Origin of the sequence: Nocardia sp. NPDC050175 (assembly GCF_044459885.1) — a bacterium.
Taxonomy (GTDB): Bacteria; Actinomycetota; Actinomycetes; order Mycobacteriales; family Mycobacteriaceae; genus Nocardia.
This window is the reverse complement of sequence record NZ_JBITJI010000002.1, coordinates 548,551-571,453: the sequence shown is the minus strand read 5'-3', so window position 1 is coordinate 571,453 and position 22,903 is coordinate 548,551. Positions and strand designations below refer to the sequence as shown.

21 protein-coding genes and 4 tRNA genes are annotated in these 22,903 nt (G+C 66.7%); 9 read left to right on the top strand and 16 right to left on the bottom strand.

The genetic code is table 11. The features are described from left to right. Positions 1-48 precede the first annotated feature (48 nt). The 4 genes from ACIBK2_RS08245 to ACIBK2_RS08230 form a co-directional block, all read right to left on the bottom strand. Positions 49-693, bottom strand: coding sequence for a LysE family translocator (locus ACIBK2_RS08245; protein ID WP_396964973.1), 645 nt, complete (start codon positions 691-693; stop codon positions 49-51). A 134-nt stretch (positions 694-827) separates the two neighbouring features. After that, positions 828-1,919, bottom strand: a complete 1,092-nt coding sequence (locus ACIBK2_RS08240) for a 3-deoxy-7-phosphoheptulonate synthase (RefSeq protein ID WP_396964971.1) — start codon at positions 1,917-1,919, stop codon at positions 828-830. 287 nt (positions 1,920-2,206) lie between these two features. After that, positions 2,207-2,677: a carboxymuconolactone decarboxylase family protein gene (locus tag ACIBK2_RS08235; RefSeq protein ID WP_379282335.1), complete on the bottom strand. Its 471-nt coding sequence runs from the start codon at positions 2,675-2,677 to the stop codon at positions 2,207-2,209. 191 nt (positions 2,678-2,868) lie between these two features. Then, entirely contained in the window at positions 2,869-3,747 is an 879-nt protein-coding gene (locus ACIBK2_RS08230) for an oxidoreductase (RefSeq protein WP_396964969.1), read from the bottom strand. A 217-nt stretch (positions 3,748-3,964) separates the two neighbouring features. On the opposite strand from ACIBK2_RS08230, the gene ACIBK2_RS08225 reads away from it, so the two are divergent. Beyond that, complete coding sequence (locus ACIBK2_RS08225) at positions 3,965-5,578, top strand: (2,3-dihydroxybenzoyl)adenylate synthase (RefSeq protein WP_396964967.1); 1,614 nt, start codon at positions 3,965-3,967, stop codon at positions 5,576-5,578. A 69-nt stretch (positions 5,579-5,647) separates the two neighbouring features. On the opposite strand, the gene ACIBK2_RS08220 is transcribed toward ACIBK2_RS08225, so the two are convergent. Continuing rightward, complete coding sequence (locus ACIBK2_RS08220) at positions 5,648-6,964, bottom strand: salicylate synthase (RefSeq protein WP_396964965.1); 1,317 nt, start codon at positions 6,962-6,964, stop codon at positions 5,648-5,650. Between the two features lie 104 nt (positions 6,965-7,068). Beyond that, positions 7,069-7,833 (bottom strand): DUF2127 domain-containing protein, encoded by a 765-nt coding sequence (locus ACIBK2_RS08215; protein ID WP_396964963.1) that lies wholly within the window; start codon positions 7,831-7,833, stop codon positions 7,069-7,071. 245 nt (positions 7,834-8,078) lie between these two features. On the opposite strand from ACIBK2_RS08215, the gene ACIBK2_RS08210 reads away from it, so the two are divergent. From ACIBK2_RS08210 to ACIBK2_RS08200, 3 genes are all read left to right on the top strand, one after another. Beyond that, positions 8,079-10,541: a glycerol-3-phosphate 1-O-acyltransferase gene (locus ACIBK2_RS08210; RefSeq protein WP_396964961.1), complete on the top strand. Its 2,463-nt coding sequence runs from the start codon at positions 8,079-8,081 to the stop codon at positions 10,539-10,541. Continuing rightward, positions 10,538-11,959, top strand: a complete 1,422-nt coding sequence (locus tag ACIBK2_RS08205; protein WP_396964959.1) for an HAD-IB family hydrolase — start codon at positions 10,538-10,540, stop codon at positions 11,957-11,959. The genes ACIBK2_RS08210 and ACIBK2_RS08205 overlap by 4 nt, the downstream gene beginning before the upstream one ends. 152 nt (positions 11,960-12,111) lie before the next feature. Further along, positions 12,112-12,549, top strand: a complete 438-nt coding sequence (locus ACIBK2_RS08200; RefSeq protein WP_396964957.1) for a DUF6069 family protein — start codon at positions 12,112-12,114, stop codon at positions 12,547-12,549. Positions 12,550-12,610: 61 nt separating this feature from the next. Here the strand turns inward: ACIBK2_RS08200 and ACIBK2_RS08195 are convergent, their stop codons facing one another. The 9 genes from ACIBK2_RS08195 to ACIBK2_RS08155 form a co-directional block, all read right to left on the bottom strand. Then, positions 12,611-13,312 carry a polyprenol monophosphomannose synthase gene (locus ACIBK2_RS08195; RefSeq protein WP_396965874.1) on the bottom strand — a complete coding sequence of 234 codons (702 nt, stop codon included), beginning with the start codon at positions 13,310-13,312 and terminating at the stop codon, positions 12,611-12,613. A 259-nt stretch (positions 13,313-13,571) separates the two neighbouring features. Then, positions 13,572-13,739 (bottom strand): hypothetical protein, encoded by a 168-nt coding sequence (locus tag ACIBK2_RS08190; protein ID WP_357379455.1) that lies wholly within the window; start codon positions 13,737-13,739, stop codon positions 13,572-13,574. A 226-nt stretch (positions 13,740-13,965) separates the two neighbouring features. Then, on the bottom strand, positions 13,966-14,460 hold the full coding sequence (locus ACIBK2_RS08185; RefSeq protein ID WP_396964954.1) for an SRPBCC domain-containing protein: 495 nt from the start codon (positions 14,458-14,460) through the stop codon (positions 13,966-13,968). Beyond that, positions 14,457-14,774 (bottom strand): ArsR/SmtB family transcription factor, encoded by a 318-nt coding sequence (locus ACIBK2_RS08180; RefSeq protein ID WP_396964952.1) that lies wholly within the window; start codon positions 14,772-14,774, stop codon positions 14,457-14,459. Before ACIBK2_RS08180 ends, ACIBK2_RS08185 begins: the two co-directional genes overlap by 4 nt. A gap of 99 nt (positions 14,775-14,873) precedes the next feature. After that, positions 14,874-15,455: a hypothetical protein gene (locus ACIBK2_RS08175; RefSeq protein ID WP_396964950.1), complete on the bottom strand. Its 582-nt coding sequence runs from the start codon at positions 15,453-15,455 to the stop codon at positions 14,874-14,876. 258 nt (positions 15,456-15,713) lie between these two features. Continuing rightward, positions 15,714-15,787: transfer RNA gene (locus ACIBK2_RS08170), tRNA-Phe, on the bottom strand. A gap of 59 nt (positions 15,788-15,846) precedes the next feature. Beyond that, a tRNA-Asp gene (locus ACIBK2_RS08165) sits at positions 15,847-15,920 on the bottom strand. A gap of 28 nt (positions 15,921-15,948) precedes the next feature. Then, a tRNA-Glu gene (locus ACIBK2_RS08160) sits at positions 15,949-16,021 on the bottom strand. A 95-nt stretch (positions 16,022-16,116) separates the two neighbouring features. Next, a complete protein-coding gene (locus tag ACIBK2_RS08155; protein WP_396964948.1) occupies positions 16,117-16,788 on the bottom strand; it encodes a TetR family transcriptional regulator in 672 nt (223 codons plus the stop codon). A gap of 861 nt (positions 16,789-17,649) precedes the next feature. Between ACIBK2_RS08155 and ACIBK2_RS08150 the strand changes: the two genes are divergently transcribed. The 3 genes from ACIBK2_RS08150 (at position 17,650) to ACIBK2_RS08140 (ending at position 19,761) form a co-directional block, all read left to right on the top strand. After that, positions 17,650-17,722 (top strand) — tRNA-Lys (locus ACIBK2_RS08150). A 190-nt stretch (positions 17,723-17,912) separates the two neighbouring features. Continuing rightward, positions 17,913-18,506, top strand: coding sequence for a DUF937 domain-containing protein (locus ACIBK2_RS08145; RefSeq protein ID WP_379282175.1), 594 nt, complete (start codon positions 17,913-17,915; stop codon positions 18,504-18,506). A 283-nt stretch (positions 18,507-18,789) separates the two neighbouring features. Beyond that, positions 18,790-19,761 carry an acyl-ACP desaturase gene (locus tag ACIBK2_RS08140; RefSeq protein WP_396964945.1) on the top strand — a complete coding sequence of 324 codons (972 nt, stop codon included), beginning with the start codon at positions 18,790-18,792 and terminating at the stop codon, positions 19,759-19,761. Between the two features lie 169 nt (positions 19,762-19,930). Here ACIBK2_RS08140 and ACIBK2_RS08135 read toward each other — a convergent pair whose 3' ends face one another. Next, entirely contained in the window at positions 19,931-20,581 is a 651-nt protein-coding gene (locus ACIBK2_RS08135; protein ID WP_396964943.1) for a hypothetical protein, read from the bottom strand. A gap of 154 nt (positions 20,582-20,735) precedes the next feature. Between ACIBK2_RS08135 and ACIBK2_RS08130 the strand changes: the two genes are divergently transcribed. Then, complete coding sequence (locus ACIBK2_RS08130) at positions 20,736-21,881, top strand: acyl-CoA dehydrogenase family protein (protein WP_396964941.1); 1,146 nt, start codon at positions 20,736-20,738, stop codon at positions 21,879-21,881. A 155-nt stretch (positions 21,882-22,036) separates the two neighbouring features. After that, entirely contained in the window at positions 22,037-22,903 is an 867-nt protein-coding gene (locus tag ACIBK2_RS08125; protein ID WP_396964939.1) for an SDR family oxidoreductase, read from the top strand.

Sequence of the window (22,903 nt, the reverse complement as noted above, 5' to 3'; positions counted from 1 at the left end):
CACCGTGTCATACCCCGCCGCGCGCACACCGCCGACAGGCCCGTTGCGTCAGGCCGGCATGGGACGCGCGCGGTCGGTCGCGACGAGCACCGCGATGGTCCCGAGCATGGTGCCCATGAAATAGCGCTGGACCCGCAGCCAGAGTGGCCGGCCGGTGAGGAACGTCGAGATGCTTGCCGCGCCGAGCACGATCATCGCGTCGATGCTCAGCCCCACCGCGATCTGCACCGAGCCGAGCACCAGGCTCTGCAACCAGACCTGCCCGTGCTCGGGCGCCACGAACTGCGGGATCAGCGCCATGTAGAGGATCGCGATCTTCGGATTGAGCAGGTTCGTCAGAAACCCCATCATGAAAAGCTTTCGCGACGGGTCCTCCGGCAAGGTCGTCGGCTCGAAAACCGAAGTGCCGCCGGGCCGCAGCGCCTGCCAGGCCAGCCACAGCAGATAGGCCGCACCGGCCAGCTTCACCGCCAGATACAGCCCGGGCACCACCGCGAACACTGCCGTGATCCCCACGGTGGCCGCGATCAGATACACCCCGAACCCGGCCGCGACACCGCCCAGCGAGACCAACCCGGCGCGTCGCCCCTGCGACACGGTCCGAGAAACCAAATACATCATGTTCGGCCCCGGCGTCAGCACCAATCCCAACGCCACGGCCGCAACTCCGAGAACTGCCGCCATTTCGATCACGCTGTCGATCCTCGCCGACCGGCGCGGGCGCGTCTCGGTCCACTTGAAAGTTGCTGGTCCGGTGCCCTTACGACGAACCGATGGTCAGCTTCCCGCCCGGACCATGGCGCGGGAAGCTGAAACCCGCTCGGCAGTCAGGGATTACGGCGCCGCGCGACCGCGTCGGCCAGCCGATCGAGCTGCAAGGCGGTGGTGTCCCAATCGAGGCAGGCATCGGTGATGGACTGGCCGTAGGTGAGCTCGTCGGCGTGCCCGAGGGTGAGATCCTGCCGACCGGCGACGAGGAAGCTCTCCAGCATCACGCCGACCACGCCGGGTTCGCCCGCGGCCAGTCGGCCCGCGATATCGGTGACCACGTCGACCTGCTTGTTGTGGTCCTTGTTGCTGTTGCCGTGGCTGGCATCGACCACCAAACGCTGTGGCAGCCCGGCCTTTTCCAGCCGCACGCAGGCCTCGGCGACCGACGCCGCGTCGTAGTTCGTGCCGGAGGTGCCGCCGCGCAGGATGACGTGGCAGTCGGGGTTGCCGGTGGTGCGGATCAGCGCGGCGCGCCCGTCCAGGTCGGTACCGGGGAACACATGGCTGGCCCCGGCGGCGCGGACGCCGTCGACGGCCACCTGCACGTCGCCGTCGGTGCCGTTCTTGATGCCGACCGGCATGGACAGGGCGCTGCTCAGCTGGCGGTGCACCTGGCTCGCCGCGGTGCGGGCACCGATCGCGCCGTAGGAGACCAGGTCGGCGATGTACTGCGGGGTGATCGGGTCGAGGAACTCGCACGCCACCGGCAGGCCGAGCCCGGAGATGTCGACCAGCAGCTTGCGGCCGAAACCGAGGCCGGTGTTCACGTCGAAGGAGCCGTCCAGGTGCGGATCGTTGATCAGCCCCTTCCAGCCCAGGGTGGTGCGCGGCTTCTCGAAGTACACCCGCATCACCACGTGCAGCCGGTCGTCCAGCTCGGCGGCCTTGGCGGCCAGGCGTCGCGCGTAGTCGAGGGCGGCGGCGGGATCGTGCACCGAGCACGGGCCGACGATCACCATCAGTCGGTCGTCCACACCGTTCAGCACGTCGACGGTCGCCGCGCGGCCCTTGCGGACCGTGTTCGCGAGGTCGTCGGTGATCTGGTGCACCTGGCGGACTTCGGCGGGCGAGCGCAAGGGGCTCACGCTCAAAGTGCGTTGGTCGTCCAGATCGGAATGCCGTGGATCGACGTCAACAGCGGTAGTCATGTGTGGGTTCCTTTTCTTCGGCCGACCCACGGACGCGAAACCCCGTCGAGCCGGTCTTCCGGCTCGGGGTGGAATGTCGTCAGCGCAAGTGGTTGCCGCAGACCAGCCCACCCGGGGCCGGCTTGCTAAACCAGAAATACACGCGCTGCACGTCAGGGACTGTACCAGGCACGGATCGATGGATGAATCGACCGTGCCGCATGCCACAGGGGTGATTCGTTCGGCATCTCACGCAACGAGAACGCCACGTCGGTCACCCGGCGTGGCGTTCTGACGGCAGCTCGAGCTCAGCCCCACTGGCCGGGCTGGTAGTCGCCGGCCGGGGTGCGCGCGATCACGTTCAACCGGTTCCAGGCGTTGATCATCGCGATGGCGGAGATCAGCGCGGCGATCTGGTCGTCGTCGTAGTGCTTGCGCACGTCCTGCCACACCTCGTCGCTGACGCCGTGGCTGTCGGCGATCCGGGTGGCCTCCTCGGTCAGCGCGAGCGCGGCCCGCTCGGCCTCGGTGAATACGGTGGCCTCGCGCCAGGCGGCGACCAGGTTGATCCGCACCGAGGTCTCACCGTTGTGCGCGGCGTCCTTGGTGTGCATGTCGGTGCAGTAGCCGCAGCCGTTGATCTGGCTGGCCCGGATCTTGACCAGCTCGTGGGTGGCGGCGGGCAGGGTGGAGTCGCTGACGATCCGGGCCGCGTTGTTGAGTCGCTTGATGAAGCTGCCGGCGACCTGGTTGCCGAAGAGGTTGATGCGGGCGTCCATGATGTTGCCTTCCTTCGTGGTTGTGCTGCGTCTTCACAGAGAGGACGACACGGGTCGGCGATGTGTGACATCGATGGGGTCGGTGACCTGAGTCACTCCTCATTTCGGTTCATCGTCCCAGCTCAGAGCGCGGCGTGTCCACGCGCGGCATCCCCAGGCGCAAGTAATGTCCGACAGCTACCAGCTGTTGATCACTGCGCGAAATCGTAAGTGACGCCGGTCAATTTCTCCGACAGCTCCCACAGGCCGCGGGCGACGGCCTCGTCGTGCGACGCCTTCGACGAGCCGGAGCGGCCGGGGTAGCCGCGCAGGCCACGGAAGCCGGTCGGCCCGTAGTAGCCGCCGGGCTTTACGTCCGTCGTCGCGGCGTAAAGCGTTGGCAGCGCGCCCATCTCGGCGCTCTGTGCGAGCAGCAGATTGCCGAGCCACATCACCGCGTCCTGGATCGACTCGGTATGCGACATCAGTTCGGTCGCGGCGTAACCGGGATGCGCGGCGACCGAGATCTTCGGTGAGCCCGCCGCGGTGAGCCTGCGGTGCAGCTCGCGGGCGAACATCAGGTTGGCCAGCTTGGCCTGTCCGTAGGCCGGCCAGCGCTGATACTTACGGTGTTCCCAGTTGAGATCGTCCAGGTCGATCTTCCCGATGATGTGCGCCCCGCTGCCGACCGTGACGATCCGCTCCGAAATCTTGTCCAGCAGCAGTCCGGTGAGCGCGAAGTGTCCGAGATGGTTTGTGCCGACCTGCATTTCGAATCCGTCGGCGGTCCGCAGCTCCGGCAGCGCCATCACCCCGGCATTGTTGATCAGCACATCGGCCCGATCGGTCGCCTCGGCGAACGCCCGCACCGACGCCAGATCCGCCAGGTCCAGCTGCCGCACCACCGCGCGATCCCCCAGCGGCGCGGCCACCTGCTCCGCCTTGGCCACGTTCCGGCACGCGAGCACGACGTTCGCCCCGGCCCCGGCCAGCGCCCGCACGGTGGCCGCCCCCAACCCGCTGTTCGCGCCGGTCACAATGAACGTGCGGCCGGTCTGATCGGGCACATTCGAGGTATCCCACCTGCTCATGTCGGGGAGTTTAAACCGAGACGCCACGTCACACCTGGGTGAGCGCCCGTCGTCGATCATCGCCGCAACCTCCGGATACGCGGTCGGCCACCGAGCCGAGACGGCCGGAGATCGCCTGCCCCCGGATCGGAACTGCTCGATTCATCGCCCGCCATTGAGATAGGGTTGCCTTACCTATATTCACCGAGCAACGCTCGGGTTAGCCGTGAGGTAGACCGTGACTTCGACATCCACTCCGCATCGCGATGGTTATGTGCCCTTCCCCACCGAGGTCGGTGCGGAGTATCGGGCGGCCGGGTATTGGGCCGGGCGTGACCTGGGCGATCTGCTGCGGGAGACGGCGCGGCGGCATCCACACCGGACCGCACTGCTCGACGCCGAGGGCGCGCGCAGTTATGCCTGGTTGGACGCGGAGGCCGATCGGATGGCGCACGGGCTGCTCGCGCTCGGGATCGCGCCCGGCGATCGGGTGGTGGTGCAGTTGCCGAATGTGCCGGAGTTCCTGACCGTGCTGTTCGGGTTGCTGCGGGCGGGGATCATTCCGGTGCTGACGCTGCCCGCGCACCGGCGGGCCGAAATCGAGCATCTGGCGGCGCTTTCCGAGGCCGTCGGCTACATCGTCGTCGACCGGCTCGGCGATTTCGACTATCGGGAACTGGCCGCCACCGTGCAGGAGGCGGTGCCGTCGCTGCGGCACGTGCTGGTGCTCGGCGAGGCCACCATCGGTTCCGACTTGAATTCGATACCACGCGAGGGTGATTCGCTGCCGACGATCGACCCGAGCGATATCGCGCTGATGCTGGTGTCCGGCGGCACCACGGGTCTGCCGAAGCTGATCGCCCGCACACACGACGACTACGTCTACAACGCCACCGCGAGTGCCGAAGTCTGCGCGCTCACCGAGGACGACGTCTATCTCGCGACCTTGCCTGCGGCACACAACTTTCCGCTGGCCTGCCCGGGCATCCTCGGCACCGTGAGCGTCGGCGGCGCGGTCGCCTTCGTCACCGATCCCAGTCCGGAGAGCGCCTTCGCCGTCATCGAGCGGCATCAGGTCACGGTCACCGCCGTCGTGCCGCCGCTGGCCCAGCTCTGGTGTGCCGCAACCGAATGGGAGGAGGCCGAGCTGAGCTCGCTGCGGCTGCTCCAGGTCGGCGGCGCCCGGTTGGCCGAGGTCAATGCCCGCGAGGTGACACCCGCGCTCGGTGCCACCCTGCAGCAGGTATTCGGCATGGCCGAGGGGCTGCTCAACTACACCCGGCTCGACGATGCGGTCGAACTGCTGCACACGACACAGGGCCGGGCACTGTCCCCCGCCGACGAGATCCGGGTGGTGGACGCGGACGGCAACGACGTCGCGCCGGGTGCGGAGGGCGAGCTGCTCACCAAGGGCCCGTACACCATTCGCGGCTACTACCGCGCCCCCGAACACAACGCCCGCGCCTTCACCCCCGACGGCTACTATCGCAGTGGCGATCTGGTGCGCAGGCTGCCGAGCGGACACCTGGTGGTGTCCGGCCGGATCAAGGACGTCATCAACCGTGGCGGCGAGAACGTCTCGTGCGACGAGCTGGAGGAGCATCTGCTCGCCCACCCGGCCGTCCGGCACGCGGCCGCCGTCGGCCTGCCCGACGCAACGCTCGGCGAAAGAGTCTGCGCCGTACTGGTTGTCGATGACGAGATGCCGACGCTGGCCGAGATCAAGACCTTCCTCACGGCCCGCGGCCTCGCGACGTACAAGCTCCCCGATGTGCTGCGCCGAGCGGACCGGCTACCGATCACGGCCGTCGGAAAGATCGACAAGAAGGCGCTGCGAGCCGTAGAAAGCTAGCGGCTGATCGTGGGAATGACGATGGGCAGCGCATCTTTCGATGCGCTGCCCATCGTTTCCGGCAAGCCGCTACTGCGCCCGCACCACGTAAGGCGCGATGCTGCCGAGCTTTTCGCAGGTCTCCTCGAATTCCCGCTCCGGCCGGGACTGCGCGACGATGCCCGCACCGGCGCGCAGCCAGGCCCCCTCGGTCGTCTGATAGATCGCACGCAGCACCAGCGTCGCCTCCAGCGCGCCGGTCGGCGAAACCGTTACCACCGCACCGGAGTACAACCCGCGCGGGTCGAGATCGAGCCGGAACACCGAATCGATGCCCGCCCGCTTCGGAATACCGGACGCCGTGACCGAGGGGAACAGCACCTCGAGCGCGTCCCAGCTGGACTGGCCTGCGGCCAGCGTGCCGCGCACGGTGGAGGCGATGTGCTGCACGCTGCCGCGCTCGCGCACCGCCATGAAGTCGGTGACCGCGACGGTGCCCGCGTCGGCCACCGAGGTGATCTCGGCGAACGAGGTCTGTACCGAAATCGCGTGCTCCACGATCTCTTTGGGGTCGGCGAGCAGGTCGGCGCGCGCCGCCGCGTCGAGGTCCGCGCCGCGACCGAAGGCCCGGGTGCCCGCGACCGGTTCGGTGGTCACGATCCGGTTCTCGTCGATCGAGGCGACCAGCTCCGGGCTGAACCCGGCGGCTTCGAGCCCGCCGAGCCGCAGCAGGAACGACCGCGCCGGGGTGTTGTGCGCGCGCCCGAGCCGATAGGTCGCCGGAATGTCGACCACGAAGGGCAGATCGACCTTCCGGGACAGGATGACCTTCTGATACTGGTTCGCCTGGATCTCGCCCACCGCTTCGGCCACCCGGGACGTGTAGCCGGTCGGATCGAGCCGCACATCCGCCGGATGCGGCTGCGGCAGTTCGGTTTCCTGCGACGCGGTGATGAGGTCGTGGATGTCGCCGGTCTCCGCGGGGGTGGCGCCGGACACCCGGATCCCGTACTCGCCGATCCGCACCTCGATGCGCGGAATCATCAACTGCGCCAGGGTGGTCCGCGGGTCCAGGTGCTCGGTCGCCTCGTACACCCACGCGCAGAACTCGAAACCGAGCCAGCCGTAGGCATTCCGGCCGTCGAGCGGCAGCTGGCGCAGCGCCTGATCGACCACGCTCGCCGGGCGGCCCTGCCATCGGGTGGCGGTGGTCTGCCCGGCCCAGCTGACCCGCAACTCCTCGACATCCAGCTCGATGCCGCCGATCGGATCGGCCGCGAATACCCACTCGCCCGGCCGCTCGTACATCACGTACTCACCGAACCGATCGGCCCCCGCCAGCCGGGACATCGCTGCCGCCGGATCGGTCACATACTCCACCCGCAAGCGTTCGTCCGTGGTCGACAACGATCCTCCAAAGGTCAAATCTGGCCTAACTTTGGAGGTAAGGTTAGCATTACCTGACTATATTGAGACTGTGCCCGCAACCACACCGGACGACCATCGAACGGTCACTTCGGCGGGACCGCCAGGGCCGAACGCTCGACGCTCAGCAAACTCTCCGCGCTGTGTTCGGCGTGGTACGCGGCCGCGCCACCGCGCAGCCCGAACAGCCGCTTCGAATAGAGCAGCCAGACCACCGCGGCGATGTTGACCAGCAGCGCGCCGATCCGCAGCACAGTCACCTTCTCGGTCAACTCGTAGATCTCCAGCGGCAGAAACAGACTCGTCGCGATGACCGCGAAGTACTCGCCCCAGCGCTTCATCAGCCACAGCCCGAGCGCCTCGATCCCCTGCAGCCCCGCGTAAACGAAGATGCCCACCGCAACCCACAGCAGCGTCGTATTCGACAGCGAGAACGCCTGTTCCACCAGGTGCACGATCTTCGATCGATCGACATCCCAGCCGAGTTGGTCGGCCAGCGGGCGCAGCAGCGGCAGATCCCGGTCGAACGCGGCCCGCATCGTCTCCCGCGACGTCCGGAACTTCAACACACCGAACGCCGCACCGATCAGCACCAAGCCGCGCAACAACCGCTCGATCGCCAGCGCCCGCATCAACCAGCGATCCCGCAGCAGCCGCCCGCGCGGCACCTCGGGCGCATGATCGGCCGGACCGGTCCCGACCGGGTCGCCGGGCACGAAGGTCCCGCAGCGCAGGCAGCGCCAGGCCACCCCGGCCACGGTGTCGACACGCAGCCGGTCGGCCAGGTCTGCCTCGTCCGGTGCGTAGGTGTAGTGGCCGTGCCAGCCACACGCGCGTAGGGCCCAATCCATATGCGCAGCGTAATTCGACTGACGGGCACAGCGCCGGATCTCTGCCGCGACGCAACAACTGATTACGCAAGGACATGGGTAACTCGCCGGGGACGGGCTAACTAGATCCTGCTCTTACCTCCGGCCGCCAACGCGGTTGTCGTGGCACCCTGGTCTGGCCTGAATTCACGGAGAGGCGGAACAGCCTGCGCGAAATCAGTCTCAGGGGATTCAATGGGGAGATCGTCAGTCGGAGGGACTAGGTCATGATCGAGCACCGTGGCGCAACGCCCGCGGATACCGAGCGAGCGTCGGCACCGGGGTCGGTGGTGGCGTTGGTCGACGCGGCCTCCGCGGTGGAGCGCGAACTCATCGGCACCTGGTTGACCGAGGGCGGGATCGCCAAGGAATTCGGCACCGACGCGCCGATCACCCAGTTGGATCTGGACGCGGGCGCGGTGGCGGGCCGGCTGGTCGGCAGGCACGACGATCCGCTCGTGGTGCCGCTGCGGGTGCTCTGGCGACCGCCGGAGCGCGACGGCGTCCGCCGGATCACCTTCGCCGACATGGCATTGCTGACCAACCCGCGCAAACCGAATCGGCTGGCGCAGCGCAAGCTGGCCGACCAGCCGAACCGGCACGTAGTGCTCGCCGGGCAGCCCGCGCTGCTCAGCGAGTTGCGCACGAACAACCCGGAGGCCGCCGCGCTGGCCACCAAGGGCACGGCCGAGCCGTTCGCCCGCGCCATCGTGCGCGCCGCGGTGGTGGCGCTGGAGCGGGCCGAGCGCACCATCATCGGCGACCGCTACAAGGTGCCGAGGCTGGTGGCCGAGGAGATCCTCGACTCCCCCGACTTCGTGCGCAGGCTCGAACTCATCGCCGACCAGATCGGCGCCAGCCCGCACGAGGTGTACCGCCGCGCGGAGAAGGCGTTGAACGAACTCGTCGCCGCGCAAAGCAGATTGGTCTCCGATCTGTTCACCCAGGCGATGCGGCCGATCCACGCGTCGACGTGGAAGGTGGACTCCGACGATTCGGGGCTGGCCGCGCTGCGCGACCTAAACCGGCGCTACCCGCTGGTCTTCCTGCCCTCACATCGCTCCTACGTCGACGCGTTCGTGCTCGGTGATGTGCTGGCCCGCAACGACTTCCCGCCGAACCACGTGATCGGCGGCGCGAACCTCAGCTTCTGGCCGATGGGCCCGATCGCCCGGCGCACCGGAACCGTGTTCATCCGGCGCAGTTTCGGCGACGACGAGGTGTACAAGGCGGTCGTCGAGGAGTACTTCGCCTACCTGCTGGCCAAGCGATTCAACCTGGAGTGGTACTTCGAGGGCGGTCGTTCGCGCACCGGCAAGCTGCGCCCGCCGCGCTACGGACTGCTGAATTACCTTGCCGCAGCGGTACGTGCGGACCGGGTCGAGGACGTCATGCTGGTGCCGGTGTCGATCACCTACGAGCGGCTCAACGAGCTCGGCGCGATCTCGACCGAGCAGGTCGGCGGCAAGAAGAAGCCGGAGGGGCTCGCCTGGCTCGCGCGTTACGTTCGGAGCCAACAGCATTCGGCCGGTCACGTGTATGTGCGGTTCGGCGCACCGCTTTCGGCTCGCGACCGGCTCGCGGCGCACGGCGATCCGCTCACCACGCCACCGCTGACCATCCCGCTGCACCGCACCGAACCAGCGCCCGCCGGGCTCACCGAGACCGGGCAGGGCGCGCCGGACGCACCCGATATCGCCGAGCTGGAGCGTAAAGCCGTGCAGCGGTTGGCGTTCGAGATCGCCGTCGGCATCAACGCGGTCACGCCGGTGACGGTCAATGCGCTGGTCACCCTCGCGCTGCTCGGCGTGCACGAGCGCGCCCTCACCCTCGGCGAGGTGCGCACCGTGCTCGCTCCGGTGCTCGGCTATATCGAGAAGCGTGATCTGCCGCACGGTGAGCTGGCCGCGCTGCAGGACGATCAGGGTCTCGCCGTTGTGCTGGAACAACTCTCGCTGGCCAAGGTCGTCACGGTCTACCGGGGCGGGCTGGAACCGGTGTACTCGATCGAGGCAGGCGCGCACCTCGAGGCCGCGTTCTACCGCAACAGCGCGGTGCACTGGTTCGTCAACCGCGCCATCCTCGAACTGTCCATCCTGGCCGCGCTGGACAGCGACGGCGCCGACCAGCTGACCACCGGGTGGGACGAGGCGTTCCAGCTGCGCGACCTGTTGAAGTTCGAGTTCTTCTTCCCCGAGCGGGCCGAGTTCGCCGAACAGATGACGGCCGAGATGCTGCTGCTTGATCCCGAGTGGCACAGCCACACCAGGGACAACACCCTCGGCTCCGCGGTGATGGCCAAGCTGACCGGCTCCGGATTCATGATGGCGCACCGCGTACTTCGCTCGTTCTTCGACGCGCAGCTGGTGGTGGCCGAGCGGCTGGCCGCCCGCGATCCCGAGACCGAGCTCGACCGCAAGCAGTTCATCGCGGAGTGCGTCGCGGTCGGCAAGCAGATGATGCTGCAGCAGCGGCTGCACAGCCCGGAATCGGTCTCCACCGAATTGTTCACCAGCGCACTGAAACTCGCCGACAACTATGGACTGCTCGAAGGGGTGTCGCATGATTCGGCCAAGCGCAGGGCGGACTTGACCGAGCGCCGAGTGGAATTCGCGGATCGGCTGCGCACCATCGGTGCCCGCATCTCGCAGGCGGCCGCGCTCGATCCGTCCAACCGGGAGACGCGGTGAGTGCCGAGCTCGACGGTGCGCTCGCCGCGATCCGCTCCGGGCCGCAGGGGGCGGAGGTCGCCGCGGTCTTCGACTTCGGCGGTACCGTCGTCGACGGATTCCCGCGGCAGGGCCTGTTTCGGCGCCTGTTCCGGCGACGCAGCACCGAGGATGTGCTGCGCCTCGGCATCCGCAACGGCACGACCGACGGTGAGTACGGGCGGTTCCTGAATCAGCTCACCGAGGTGCTCGCGGGCAAAACCGAGGACGAGCTGGATGCGCTCGGCGAACGGCTCTTCCGGCGCAAGGTCTATGGGCACCTGTATCCCGAAGCGTGGCAACTGATCCGGACGCATCAGGCCGCCGGGCACACGGTGGTGCTGACCAGCTCGCTGACCCGCTTCCAGGTGGCACCGGCGGCGGCCGAGCTCGGCATCGAGCACGTGCTGACCACCCCGATGGCAGCCCAGGACGGCATCCTCACCGGATACCCGGACGGGAAGACGTTGTGGCGCAACGGTAAGGCCGAGGCTGTCCGTGAATTCGCCGCCGACGGCGTCGATCTCGCGCGCAGTTACGCCTACGCCGACAGCACCGCCGATCTGCCGCTGCTGTCGCTGGTCGGCCATCCGGTGGCGGTGAATCCCGACGAACAGCTCACCACCGTTGCCGCCGAACATGATTGGCCGACGCTGCGCTTCCGGCCGCGCCAGGCCGCACGTCCGGTCGACTATGCCCGCACCACAGCGGGATTCGCCGGACTGCTCGGCGGCGCGTTCTACGGTGTCGCGGCCAAGTCGCCCACGAGGGACCACCGGCAGATGGCCGACGGCCTGCTGGAGCACGCGGCGGGGAACACGTTGAGCATCGCGGGCGTGCACCTTCGGGTGACCGGCGCCGCGAACGCGCGCGCACCGCGGCCCGCGGTGTTCCTCTTCAACCATCAGAGCCAGTTCGACATCATCATCGTCCCCGAGGTGCTGCACGGCGGGGTGACCGGCATCGGGAAGAAGGAGCTGACCCGCAACCCGATCTTCGGCCCGTTGATGCGGTTCGTCGGCGTGACCTTCATCGATCGGTCGAGCACCGACAAGGCCAAGGCCGCGCTCGCGCCGGTGGTCGACACGCTGCGCGGCGGTCTGTCGATCGCCGTCGCCCCCGAGGGCACCCGCTCCTACACCCCGGAGGTCGGGCCGTTCAAGAAGGGCGCGTTCCACATCGCCATCCAGGCGGGTGTGCCGGTCATCCCCATCGTGATCCGCAATGCGGGCGAAATCTGCTGGCGCAACTCGATGGTCGCGCGGCCGGGCACCGTGGATGTCGCGATCCTCGACCCCATCGACGTCAGCGGCTGGGATCCGAACGATATGGACGACAAGGTGGCCGGGGTCCGTCAGCTGTATCTGGACACGTTGCTGGACTGGCCGAAGCCCGACTGATTCGCGCGAACCTCCGCGGGCCGCACCGAATTCCATTGCGGCAGTTGTCTGCCTGGTGAAACAGCCCACAGCGCCTCAGCTTGACCTCAAGAATTGTTCAGGTTTCAAGATTGTTCTCAGCACCAAGCACAGCTTCGGATGAGGAGAACATCATGACCATCGCCCAAACCACCACGCCCACCCTGCGGATCCCCGCCGTCAACCGCCCGATCGCGATCATCGGCAGCGTCGCGGTCGCCGTCGCCGTCAACCTTGTCGTCTGGCTACTCGGCAAGGCGGCGGGCGGCTCGTTCGAGGTCGTCAAGAACGGTGCCACCACGCAGGTCGGGGTGGGCACGGTGATCTCCTCGTCCGCGGTGCCACTGCTCGTCGGCCTGACGCTGGCCGCGCTGATCTCTTACCGGTGGGCCGGCGTGCTGCGGGTCGCCCAGATCGTCGGCGGCGTGCTCGCCGTGGCGACCATCGGCCTGACGGTTTCCGCGGACTTCGACACCACGACCACCGTCGCGCTGTCCGTCATGCATCTGGTGCTGGCACCGGTGCTCGTCATCGGCCTGGAAGCGATGCGCCGTGGACTGTCCGGCGACTGAACCCACGAACGACGCAGGGCCCCACATCCGTTGCGGATGCGGGGCCCTGCTGATGTCTCTACTAGACCGAGCGGCCGAACAGCAGCTTCCACGGCATCAGGGCCGACTCCAGCTGCACCTTCAGGCTCATCTTGGACGCGCCCAGGGTGCGCTCCTCGAAACGGATCGGCACCTCGGCGATCTCGATGCCCTTCTTGACCGTCCGGTAGTTCATCTCGACCTGGAACGAGTAGCCGTTGCTGCGGATCGAGGCGACGTCGATCGCGCGCAGCGTGTCCGCCTTCCACGCCTTGAACCCGGCCGTGGCGTCTTTCACGCCGAGCCGCAGGATCAGGTTCACATAGAAGTTGGCCCACGCGGACAGCGCCTTGCGGTGCCACTTCCACTCGTCGGCGGTCGAGCCGCCCGGCACGTAGCGCGAGCCGAGCACCACACCGGCGTCGGTGGTCGTCAGCTTCTCCAGCATGGCCGGAATCACCTCGGCCGGGTGCGACAGGTCGGCGTCCATCTGGATCACCACGTCGGCGCCTTCGTCCAGCGCCCGGGTGATCCCGGCGATGTAGGCGCGCCCGAGGCCGTCCTTCTCGGTGCGGTGCAGCACGCCGAGCACGTTCGGCAGCTCCGCGGCCAGCTTGTCGGCGACGTCACCGGTACCGTCCGGCGAACTGTCGTCGACCACCAGCACGTGCAGGTCGGGCACCGGCAGCGCGGTCAGCCGCTCCACCGCAACCGGCAGATTCTCCCGCTCGTTGTAGGTCGGCACAACAACGGTAACCCTCAAGGGTCGCCCTCCCTGCTGATCCTGGTCCAGCTCGCAGCCCACGTCAGGACCACAGAGCATTCGTTTGAGTTCGGAGAAACCGTACTTGATCGAACTGAAGAGGGCCTGAGTGGATCTACCTGGCCGCCGATATCGGGCGCGCATCGTCGCACGTCACAAGATCAGTTTTGCCGTGCGTTTTCCGTCTCGCGCGCAGCGTCGCGGTCAGATCACTTGCCGCACACCGGACTACCGGCGTGCATCAATCCGCGTCCCCCGCGTCGGCCTGCGCATTGCGCGCCTTGACGATCTCCAATGCCCGTTCCGCGGTCGCCTGATCCGGATACGGCCCCATCCGATCCTGGAACCAGCACTGCCGGCCTTTCTCGGCCCGCTTGTGCTTCAAGCAGTAGTACCAGCGCTCAGCCATGCCCCCAGCATTCCACCGCAGCCGCCCCCACAACCCCATTTCCAAGATCATCGGCCGGGCGTGCGGCACGCCACTCGCGATTCCCCGCAGCCGTGCGCCACACACGCCGCGAACACAGAACGGCCGACGTCCCTATCGGGGTAGGCCGACACGCTCCTGACGCGAACGGGACGTGACGCCAGCGCTACCTTGCACGCTGCCGCCGTCACGTCCCGTTAGGGGCGGATCAGGCCGTGGGTGGGCCGGATTGGGGGCCGACGAGGGGTTCGAAGGTTGCGGCGTAAGTGTCGAAGCGGGCCTTCCAGTCGCCGGGTTCGAGGCCGGCGAGGCGGTCGAGGCATTCGTCCCACCCCGCGGCGTTGCGGGCTGCGGCGTCGGCGGGCAACTCGTCGATCAAGACGAGGTGGGTCCCGCTGCCGTGCGGCGCCAACTCGAACCGCAACCGCTCCTCACCCCAACTGAACACCAGCACCTTCGGCTCGTCGACGACGAACACCTCCCCGGTGAGCGTCATATCGCTCATCTCTTCCCCGAAGCGGAAAGCGATCGCCGCCCCCACCTCCCACACGCCACCCGCAACGTCTACATCACAAGGGAACCAAGCCCGCAGCTGCTCCCGCTCGGTAATGGCCCGCCACACCACCGCAGGCGGATCCACCAACTCCCGTTCCAGCCGCACCGCCGGCCGCGCCCCATCGGTACGAAGCTCTGCCTGAGTCATTCCTGCCTCCGTCGCTCGAGATGTTCTGCCAATAGATCGAGATGCGTGTTCCACAGCTCGCGATACGGCGCCAACCAATCGTCAACCTCCACAAGCGGTTCCGTCCGAATCCGATACAGCCGCCGCTGCGCATCAACCCGAACCTCAACCAGCCCCGCCTCCTTCAGCACCCGCAGATGCTTGGAGACCGCAGGCTGACTAATCCCCAACCGCCCCACCAACTCCCCAACAGGCCGCTCCCCCTCCCGCAAAACCTCGAGAATCGCCAACCTGCTCGGCTCCCCCAACACCTGAAAAACGCTAGCCGTGGTCACCCACTCGATAATTCCACCTCAGTTATATAACTGTCAAGGCATATTCAAGGCCACAACATGCCAGCCGCCGGGTAAGTGGTGGCTTGCCACGTTGTCAGGTCAGGGCTCGACCAGACCCATACGCCGGAGAGTGGGACCAGAACGCCAGAAGGGAAGCGGATTCCCCGGATGGGTCACGGCATGCCACACGATCTTTTTCCCACTGTCGATGGCAAACTTCCGCATCGGCAAAGCCCGCTGAGCCCGCTGGACAAGGTCACGGGAGAGGCCGGAGCGCAGACGGCCCGCAGAGCATTCGATCCAGTCCGCGCGGCGGATACCTTCGACGAGCCATGCGGCCTCACCACGGTAGGGCCGGATTCTGTGATGCAAAGTCATCGCCAGCGCAATGTCGCGATACCACTCCGGACGACCGTAAGCAGCCAGCCAGACTTGCATCGGCTCCAGGTCCAGATCGAGGTAGTCCACAGTTCGGAGCGCGGCGATGTCATGGAACGCCGCGGCGATAGCAATCCGCTCTTCGACCTCAGCCCCCGGAGCCGTCAGCTCTCGAGCGAACAGAAACACCCGCTGCGCGTGATTCCGATACCCTGCCCACCCCTCCTCATCCCCACACGACCAATCCTCGCGGTGTTCGGCGAGGATCTCATCGATCAAGGCACTGGTCATGGGCTCAGGCATGGCCACAATCCTGCCCCCAACCAACCTGCCCGCCATGCAGCCGCGCAGGATCGAGAGGTGGTGGGCCACAGGTTGCATACAGGGAAGGGGTCCGGGGGCGAACCTCGACCAAGCGAACTACGGCGGAGTTTGCGTACCCCAGAGGGGTCCGGGGGGGGAAGCCCGCCGGGCGGGGTGTGGGGGTTGCACCCCCACAAGAAACGAACGAAACGAGCCCTGCACGCGCATTTTGCGTGCAGGGCTCGCCTACAAGTTTCGTGGCCAGGGCCGGGATCGAACCGGCGACCTTCCGCTTTTCAGGCGGACGCTCGTACCAACTGAGCTACCTGGCCGCAGGCACCCGAGTTGAATGCCATACGCGAAACGCCGGATTGCTCCGGCGCCTCTTTTGCGACCCTGACGGGACTCGAACCCGCGACCTCCGCCGTGACAGGGCGGCGCGCTAACCAACTGCGCCACAGGGCCTTGCGTGCTTCCAACGGTCCGAAGACCGTACCCCCTACGGGATTCGAACCCGCGCTACCGCCTTGAAAGGGCGGCGTCCTAGGCCGCTAGACGAAGGGGGCTCGCCTCCGGATTTCTCCGGAACCGGCTTCAACGGCTGTCCGTTGGGAGCCCGGTTAGCTTATGACAGACCGGACTCGATTCCCAAATCGGCTGTTCAGAGTCCCAAACTGAGCTCTTCGAGGCGTGCGTGGGTGCGCCAGCCGTCGTTGCGGAACTTCTCGGCCCACTCGGGGGTGGACATGGATTCGACGATCACCTCGAGCGCTTCCTCGAAGCGGGCGCGCAGATCGATGCCTGTGCCGGTGGCGTGTGCGTCGACCATGTAGCGCTGGCCGGCCAGCGCGGCGGTCAGCGTGCGGGTGAACCGGTCGGCGTCCGCGTCGGGGCGCAGCTGTCCCTGGTCGATGGCGCGGACGGTGAGCGCGCGGGTGGCCCGCCCGAGTATTCGTCCGCCACCGGTTTGCACGTCCCGATAGAAGTCGGGTTCGATGATCAACCGGTATTCGGCCTGCACGATGATGTCGTGTTCGAGCCGTAATGCCATCTCGTCGATCATGCCGTGCATGACGTCCAGTGGTCCGAGATCCGTTCGGCCGAGCCAACGCTCGGCCGATGCGCGATAGCGTTCGACCGCCGTCTCCAGTACGGCGCGCGCTAGATCTTCCTTGGAATCGAAATGGAAGTACATGGCGCCCTTGGTGGCACGCGACCCTTCCAATATGCGGTTGAGCGATGCAGCGGCATAGCCGCTCTTCCCGAACTCAACGGCGGCGGACCTGATAATCGCCGCACGTGTCCGGCGGGCCCGCTCTTGCTGCCGTGCCATGCTCGAAACGCCTCCGAAGCCTACTCGCCGCCAAACAGCCACCCCCAAAGGAACGGGCCCTTGGCGCGAAGTTATGAGTTTTATCAATACTTCAAACCGGGTTTTCGCCCAGTTTCAAACTTTCGGTACGAAAACTTGCGAAAAACCTGAAACACACCAGCTGGTATAGTTTTCCTGCCCGGGTGCGCCGCAGGGGGTGCGCACCCGGGTATTTCTTCGTCTCGGATCTGCCTCCTGCGGCGTTGTCTTCAGGGAAGCCACGATCGGCCGGACCGCTCGCGACACGTTCGGGCACATCAACGATAAGCCGAATTCCGAATCGCCGGACGAGTAGGCGATTCTTCCGGAATTCATCAAGTCGTCACCGTACCCGGAAACCCCATCCGACACGCGGCAAACCGACGAGTCAGGTAACTGACCGGCCCGGTTTACTGTTACAGCAAACATTGCGCAACCAACCTTCGCCGTGTACCCGTTCCCCCAATTCGACAGCGTCCCAGCAACGTTCATCCGAGGAGACCGGCCGCCCGGAACACCCGACGGCGGCAGCATGCCTGCCCGCTCACCCCGCCCGCCGGTACACCCGAGCTCAGGACCCTCACCCCCCGCAAATCCAAAGACATTGCTAGCCAACATGATTGGATGGTAGCCAATTCTCGGCACAATGAACAAAGTTGGGTACCAAATGTTTACCGGCAAGATCGTGTGCCACACATCCCGCGTTACTAGGCGCGACAACAAGTCTCGGCGTCAGATTGCCACTATCCGCCGACGCCCGCGCTCCGAGCCGCCGCGGCCCCTCGACACGTCCCACTCCCCCATTTGGGCCATCGCGCCGCGCCCACTACACTGGCCCACCGCGCCCCTATAGCTCAGTTGGTAGAGCTACGGACTTTTAATCCGCAGGTCGTAGGTTCGAGCCCTACTGGGGGCACTCATCGGGCGCCCGGTCCTACCGGGCGCCCGCTCTCGTTTCACAAGCGCTGTCGCGGGCTCCATCGTCAGGTCCATACTGACAACGCGCCTCGGCGCGCGGGTTCGAAAGACCACACTCCATCCGGGCATTCCCCTACTGTGAGCGCGACACGGGCGATCCCGGGTCATCCCTCGACAAGGCGGAGCTGATGACTTCCTTCGATGATTTGCTCTCCCAGGTACCCATCTCCCAGATCGCCGCGAAGCTCGGCGTCGACGAGAGCACCGCGACGAACGCGGTCAAGGCGGCACTGCCCACTCTCCTCGGCGGGCTGCAGGCGAACGCGACGAAGCCGGAAGGCGCGGCCTCGCTGGTCGGCGCGCTGGACAACCACGGCGACCTGGTCGAGGGCGAGGGTCAGGTCGACATCGACAAGGTCGACGTGGCCGACGGCTCGAAGATCGTGCAGAACGTCTTCGGCGCAGAGCAGAACACAGTGATCAGCACCCTCGGCGCGACCGAGGGCACCGGCGGCAACGACCTGATCGCCAAGCTGATGCCCATCCTCGCGCCGATCGTGCTCGCCTACCTGGCCAAGCAGCTGACCGGTGGCGGCGGCAACGCCGCGCCGCAGACCCAGCCGCAGGCGGGCAACGGCGGCATCGGCGACGTGCTCGGCGGACTGCTCGGCGGCAGCAGCAAGAGCGGCGGCATCGGCGGCGCGATCGGCGAGGCGCTGGCCAAGAACGCCGGTGGCGCGCTGGGGAACGTGCTCGGCGGCCTGTTCGGCGGGAAGCGCTGAGCGGGGCGGCCCATGCAATTCGTCTCGGCGTGTGCAGTACAGCACGCCGGGCTAACACTCCTCGGCCCGTAGCGATAGACCCCTAGCTGCGGGCCGAGGCAATACACTCGACAGTGGTCGCCGAACGCCAACGACGGCGTATGACGTGCATCACGGGGCATCAACAGGCATTCGGATGCGTTTCGCATCACACCTACGGTGCCGTAAGGTATGGCCGCACGGCATCGGTCTACCTTGGGGGGATGACCTGCACGACCGGACGCACAGACTGAAGGGTTCATACATGGCAAGGGATCTGACTCAACTCGAGCTTCTTACGGAGTTGGAGCCGGTTGCCGCAGAAAACGTCAACCGGCACTTCTCTATGGCAAAGGAATGGCATCCGCACGACTACGTCCCGTGGGATGAGGGCCGCAATTTCGCCGCACTCGGGGGCATCGACTGGGATCCTGAGCAGTCCCGGCTGAGCGAGGTCGCGAAAGCCGCCATGGTCACCAACCTGCTTACCGAGGACAATCTCCCCTCCTACCACCGCGAGATCGCCGAGAACTTCTCGCAGGACGGCGCGTGGGGCACCTGGGTCGGTCGCTGGACCGCCGAGGAAAACCGGCACGGCATCGTGATGCGGGACTACCTGGTGGTCACCCGCGGCGTCGACCCGGTCGCCCTCGAAGAGGCGCGGATGATCCACATGACCAACGGTTTCGCGTCGCCGACCGAGGCCGACGCCGGTTTCCTGCACTCCGTCGCGTACGTGACCTTCCAGGAGCTGGCCACCCGCGTCAGCCACCGCAACACCGGCAAGGTCTGTGACGACCCGATCGCCGACCGCATGCTCCAGCGCGTCGCCGCGGACGAGAACCTGCACATGATCTTCTACCGCAACATGTGCGCCGCCGCGCTCGACCTGTCCCCGGACCAGGCGATCGAGGCCATCACGCTGATCCTGGAGAACTTCCAGATGCCCGGCGCCGGTATGCCCAACTTCCGCCGCAACGGCGTGCTGATGGCCAAGCACGGCATCTACGACCTGCGCCAGCACATGGAAGAGGTGGTCCAGCCGGTGCTCAAGAAGTGGAGCATCTTCGAGCGCGAGGACTTCACCGGCCGCGGCGAGGCCTGCCGCGAGCGGCTCGCCGCTTACATGGACAAGCTCGGCAAGGACGTCGTGAAGTTCGAAGAGCAGCGCGACCGCATGCTCGCCCGCGAGGCCGCCAAGGCCGAACGCCAGATGGCGAGCAGCAACGCGAGCTGAGCTCGCACCCCGATCGACATCGAGCCGCCGCCCGGATTACCGGGCGGCGGCTCGCGTATGTCCGGCTAACACCGAGTTCAGCTATTACTGACTTTCGAAGGTTTATTGCGTCGAAGATCGCTTCGACGCAATAAACCTTCAAACATTGCGCTTACCGCAATAGGCCCGCTTACTTCACCGGAAGTGCGCCGTCGATTCCCCCGACATCGGAGATCTTCCAGTCGGCGTTCTTGTCCAGCGTGACGTTGTAGGTCGCGACGGTCTGCATCCCATCCGGATTCTGCGCGGTCGTGCTGCTCACGTTCACGAACACATTCACCTTGTAGATGTCGCCCTGTTCGGAAACGACCTTCGCGCTGACCGGTGTCGCGGTCGAGGTCCACTTCAACGGAACCAGAATCTGTTCGAGCTTGGTGCCCACCGCGTCGTACTTGTTTGCCAACTGCGGGGTGGTATTCGACTTCAGCCGGTTCACCCAACCATTGATGTCCTGGTAGTTCAGTGTCGCGGCGCCGACCGCGTAATCGGTCGATATCCGCTCGGCCTGCTGCTCGTCGGCCGCCCGCGCGTTTCGGTCGGCGATATCGCTGCGGGCCGACCAGAGAAACCCGGCGAGCGCGCAGACGGCCAGTACCAGCGCGGCGATCACCGCGGTGTGCAGCACCGTGGATACCCGGATCGATACGGTTCCCGGACGTTCGGCGGTCGACTCGTCGGGCGCTTTCCGGGATTTCGATTCCGTGCTGTCGCTCGGCTCCGGCGCGGCGCCGGTGCTGTTGTCGCCGGTGCCCGTTTCGGCGTCTTCGATCCGTTCTGCCATTCGACCTCTTTCGATGGTGCCGGTGTCGGTTCGAGGCTAGGCGAGAGCGCTGCGGTCATCGGATTCGGGCGGCTCGGTCCTACCCACCGGAGCTGGTCGTTTCTACGGTGAGGGGCACGACGACGGAGTCGGCTGGGCGAAGGGACGGGCGAACATGGCAAGGCACCGCTCACGGTGGATGGATGCGGAGATGGACGCGCTGGCCGAACTGTCGCGCGACTTCTTCGGCAAGGAGTGCGCGCCGAACGAGGAGCGGTGGGGCCAGCAGCAGCACATCGATCGCGAGGTCTGGTTGCGCGCGGGCGAGCTCGGCCTGCTATGCCCCAGCGTCCCGGAGGAGTTCGGCGGCGGGGGCGGCGACTTCCGGCACGACGCGGTGATCGCCATCGAGCAGGTGCGCGCGCTGGCCCCCAGCTTCGGCGGGCCGGTGCACAGCACGATCATCGCGCACTACATCGCCGGGTACGGCACGGACGAGCAGAAGAAGACCTGGCTGCCCAAGCTGGCCTCCGGGGAGATCGTCGCGGCGATCGCGATGACCGAGCCTGGCACCGGATCGGACCTGCAGGCGATCCGCACCACCGCGACCGTGCAGGGCGACGAGTACGTGGTCAACGGCGCGAAGACGTTCATTTCCAACGGTTTTCTCGCCGACCTGGTGCTGGTGGTCGCCAAGACCAACGAGCAGGGCGGCGCGGGCGGGCTCTCGCTCGTCGCGGTCGAGACGACCAGGGAGGGCTTCCGGCGCGGGCGCAATCTGCACAAGATCGGCCAGCACGGGCAGGACACCTGCGAGCTGTTCTTCGACGAGGTCAGGGTGCCGCGCTCGAACCTGATCGGCGAGGCCGAGAACATGGGCTTCATCCAGCTGATGCAGCAGCTCGCGCAGGAGCGGCTGATCATCGCCGTCACCGCGATGGCGACGATGGAGAAGACGGTCGAGCTGACCCTGGCCTACACCAAGGAGCGATCCGCCTTCGGCAAGCCGCTTTTCGCGTTCCAGAACACCAAATTCACCCTGGCCGAATGCGATACGGCGGTCACCGTCGGCTGGAGCTTCCTCGACGACTGCGTCGAGAAGCACGTCACCGGCGATCTGGACATCCCGACGGCGGCCAAGGCCAAGCTGTGGCTGTCCGAGCAGCAGAACGTGCTGGCCGACCGCTGTCTGCAGCTGTTCGGCGGTTATGGCTACATGGCCGAGTATCCGATCGCGCGGATCTTCACCGATTCGCGGATCCAGAAGATCTACGGCGGCACCAACGAGATCATGAAGGAGATCATCGCGCGCGGGCTCTGAGCACGTCAGACCCGCTCCGCCGCTTCGTGATTGCCGAATTCGCCGACTATCCGTCCCCGAACGCCGACACTGGGGATATCGCGCCGCACCGGTCGATCGGGTGACCGCCGACCGGTGCGTAGTCGATCGGATCACGAATCAGGAAGGCCGACAACATGACCAGTGCACCGAACGGCGATGGCCCGCTCACCGGCAAGGTCGTCGCGATCACCGGCGGGGCCCGCGGCATCGGCCGGGCCACCGCCGAGGCGTTTCTCGGGGCGGGCGCCGCGGTCGCGATCGGCGACATCGATGTGGAGCTGGTCGCCAAGACGGCGGTGGAGCTCGGCGCGGACCCGGCCGCCACGATCATCGGCCTGCCGCTGAACGTCACCGACCGAGCGTCGTTCGCCGCGTTCCTCGATCAGCTGGAAAAGGAGCTCGGGCCGCTGGACGTGCTCGTCAACAACGCGGGCATCATGCCGACCGGGCTGTTCGCCGACGAGGACGAGGCGATGACCGATCGGATCGTCGACATCAACCTGCGCGGGGTGATCCACGGGTCGCGGCTGGCCACCAAGCGGTTCCTGGCACGCGGCAGCGGGCATCTGATCAACATCGCGTCCCTCGCTGGGACGCAAGGCTTTCCAGGGCTGGCCACCTACTGCGCGACCAAGCACGCGGTGGTCGGCTTCACCTCGGCGCTGCATCTGGAGATGAAGGAGCACGGCGTGCAGGTCTCGGCGGTGTTGCCCGGCATCGTGCGTACCGAGCTGTCGGCCGGAGCGAACATGCCGAGCTGGATCGAGCCGATGACGACGGTGGATCCCGAGGATGTCGCGCAGGCGATCGTGCGGACGGTGGTCAAGGGAAAGCCGATGGTTACCGTGCCACGCAGGCTGGCCGCGATCATCAAGACCGCGCAACTGCTGCCGTATCGGGCGCAGCTGGTTGTCGCGCGATTCACCGGGGCGACAACGGCTTACGCGCAACCCGATGCGGAGATCAGGGAGAAGTATCACCGGCGCCTGCGCGATCAGTAA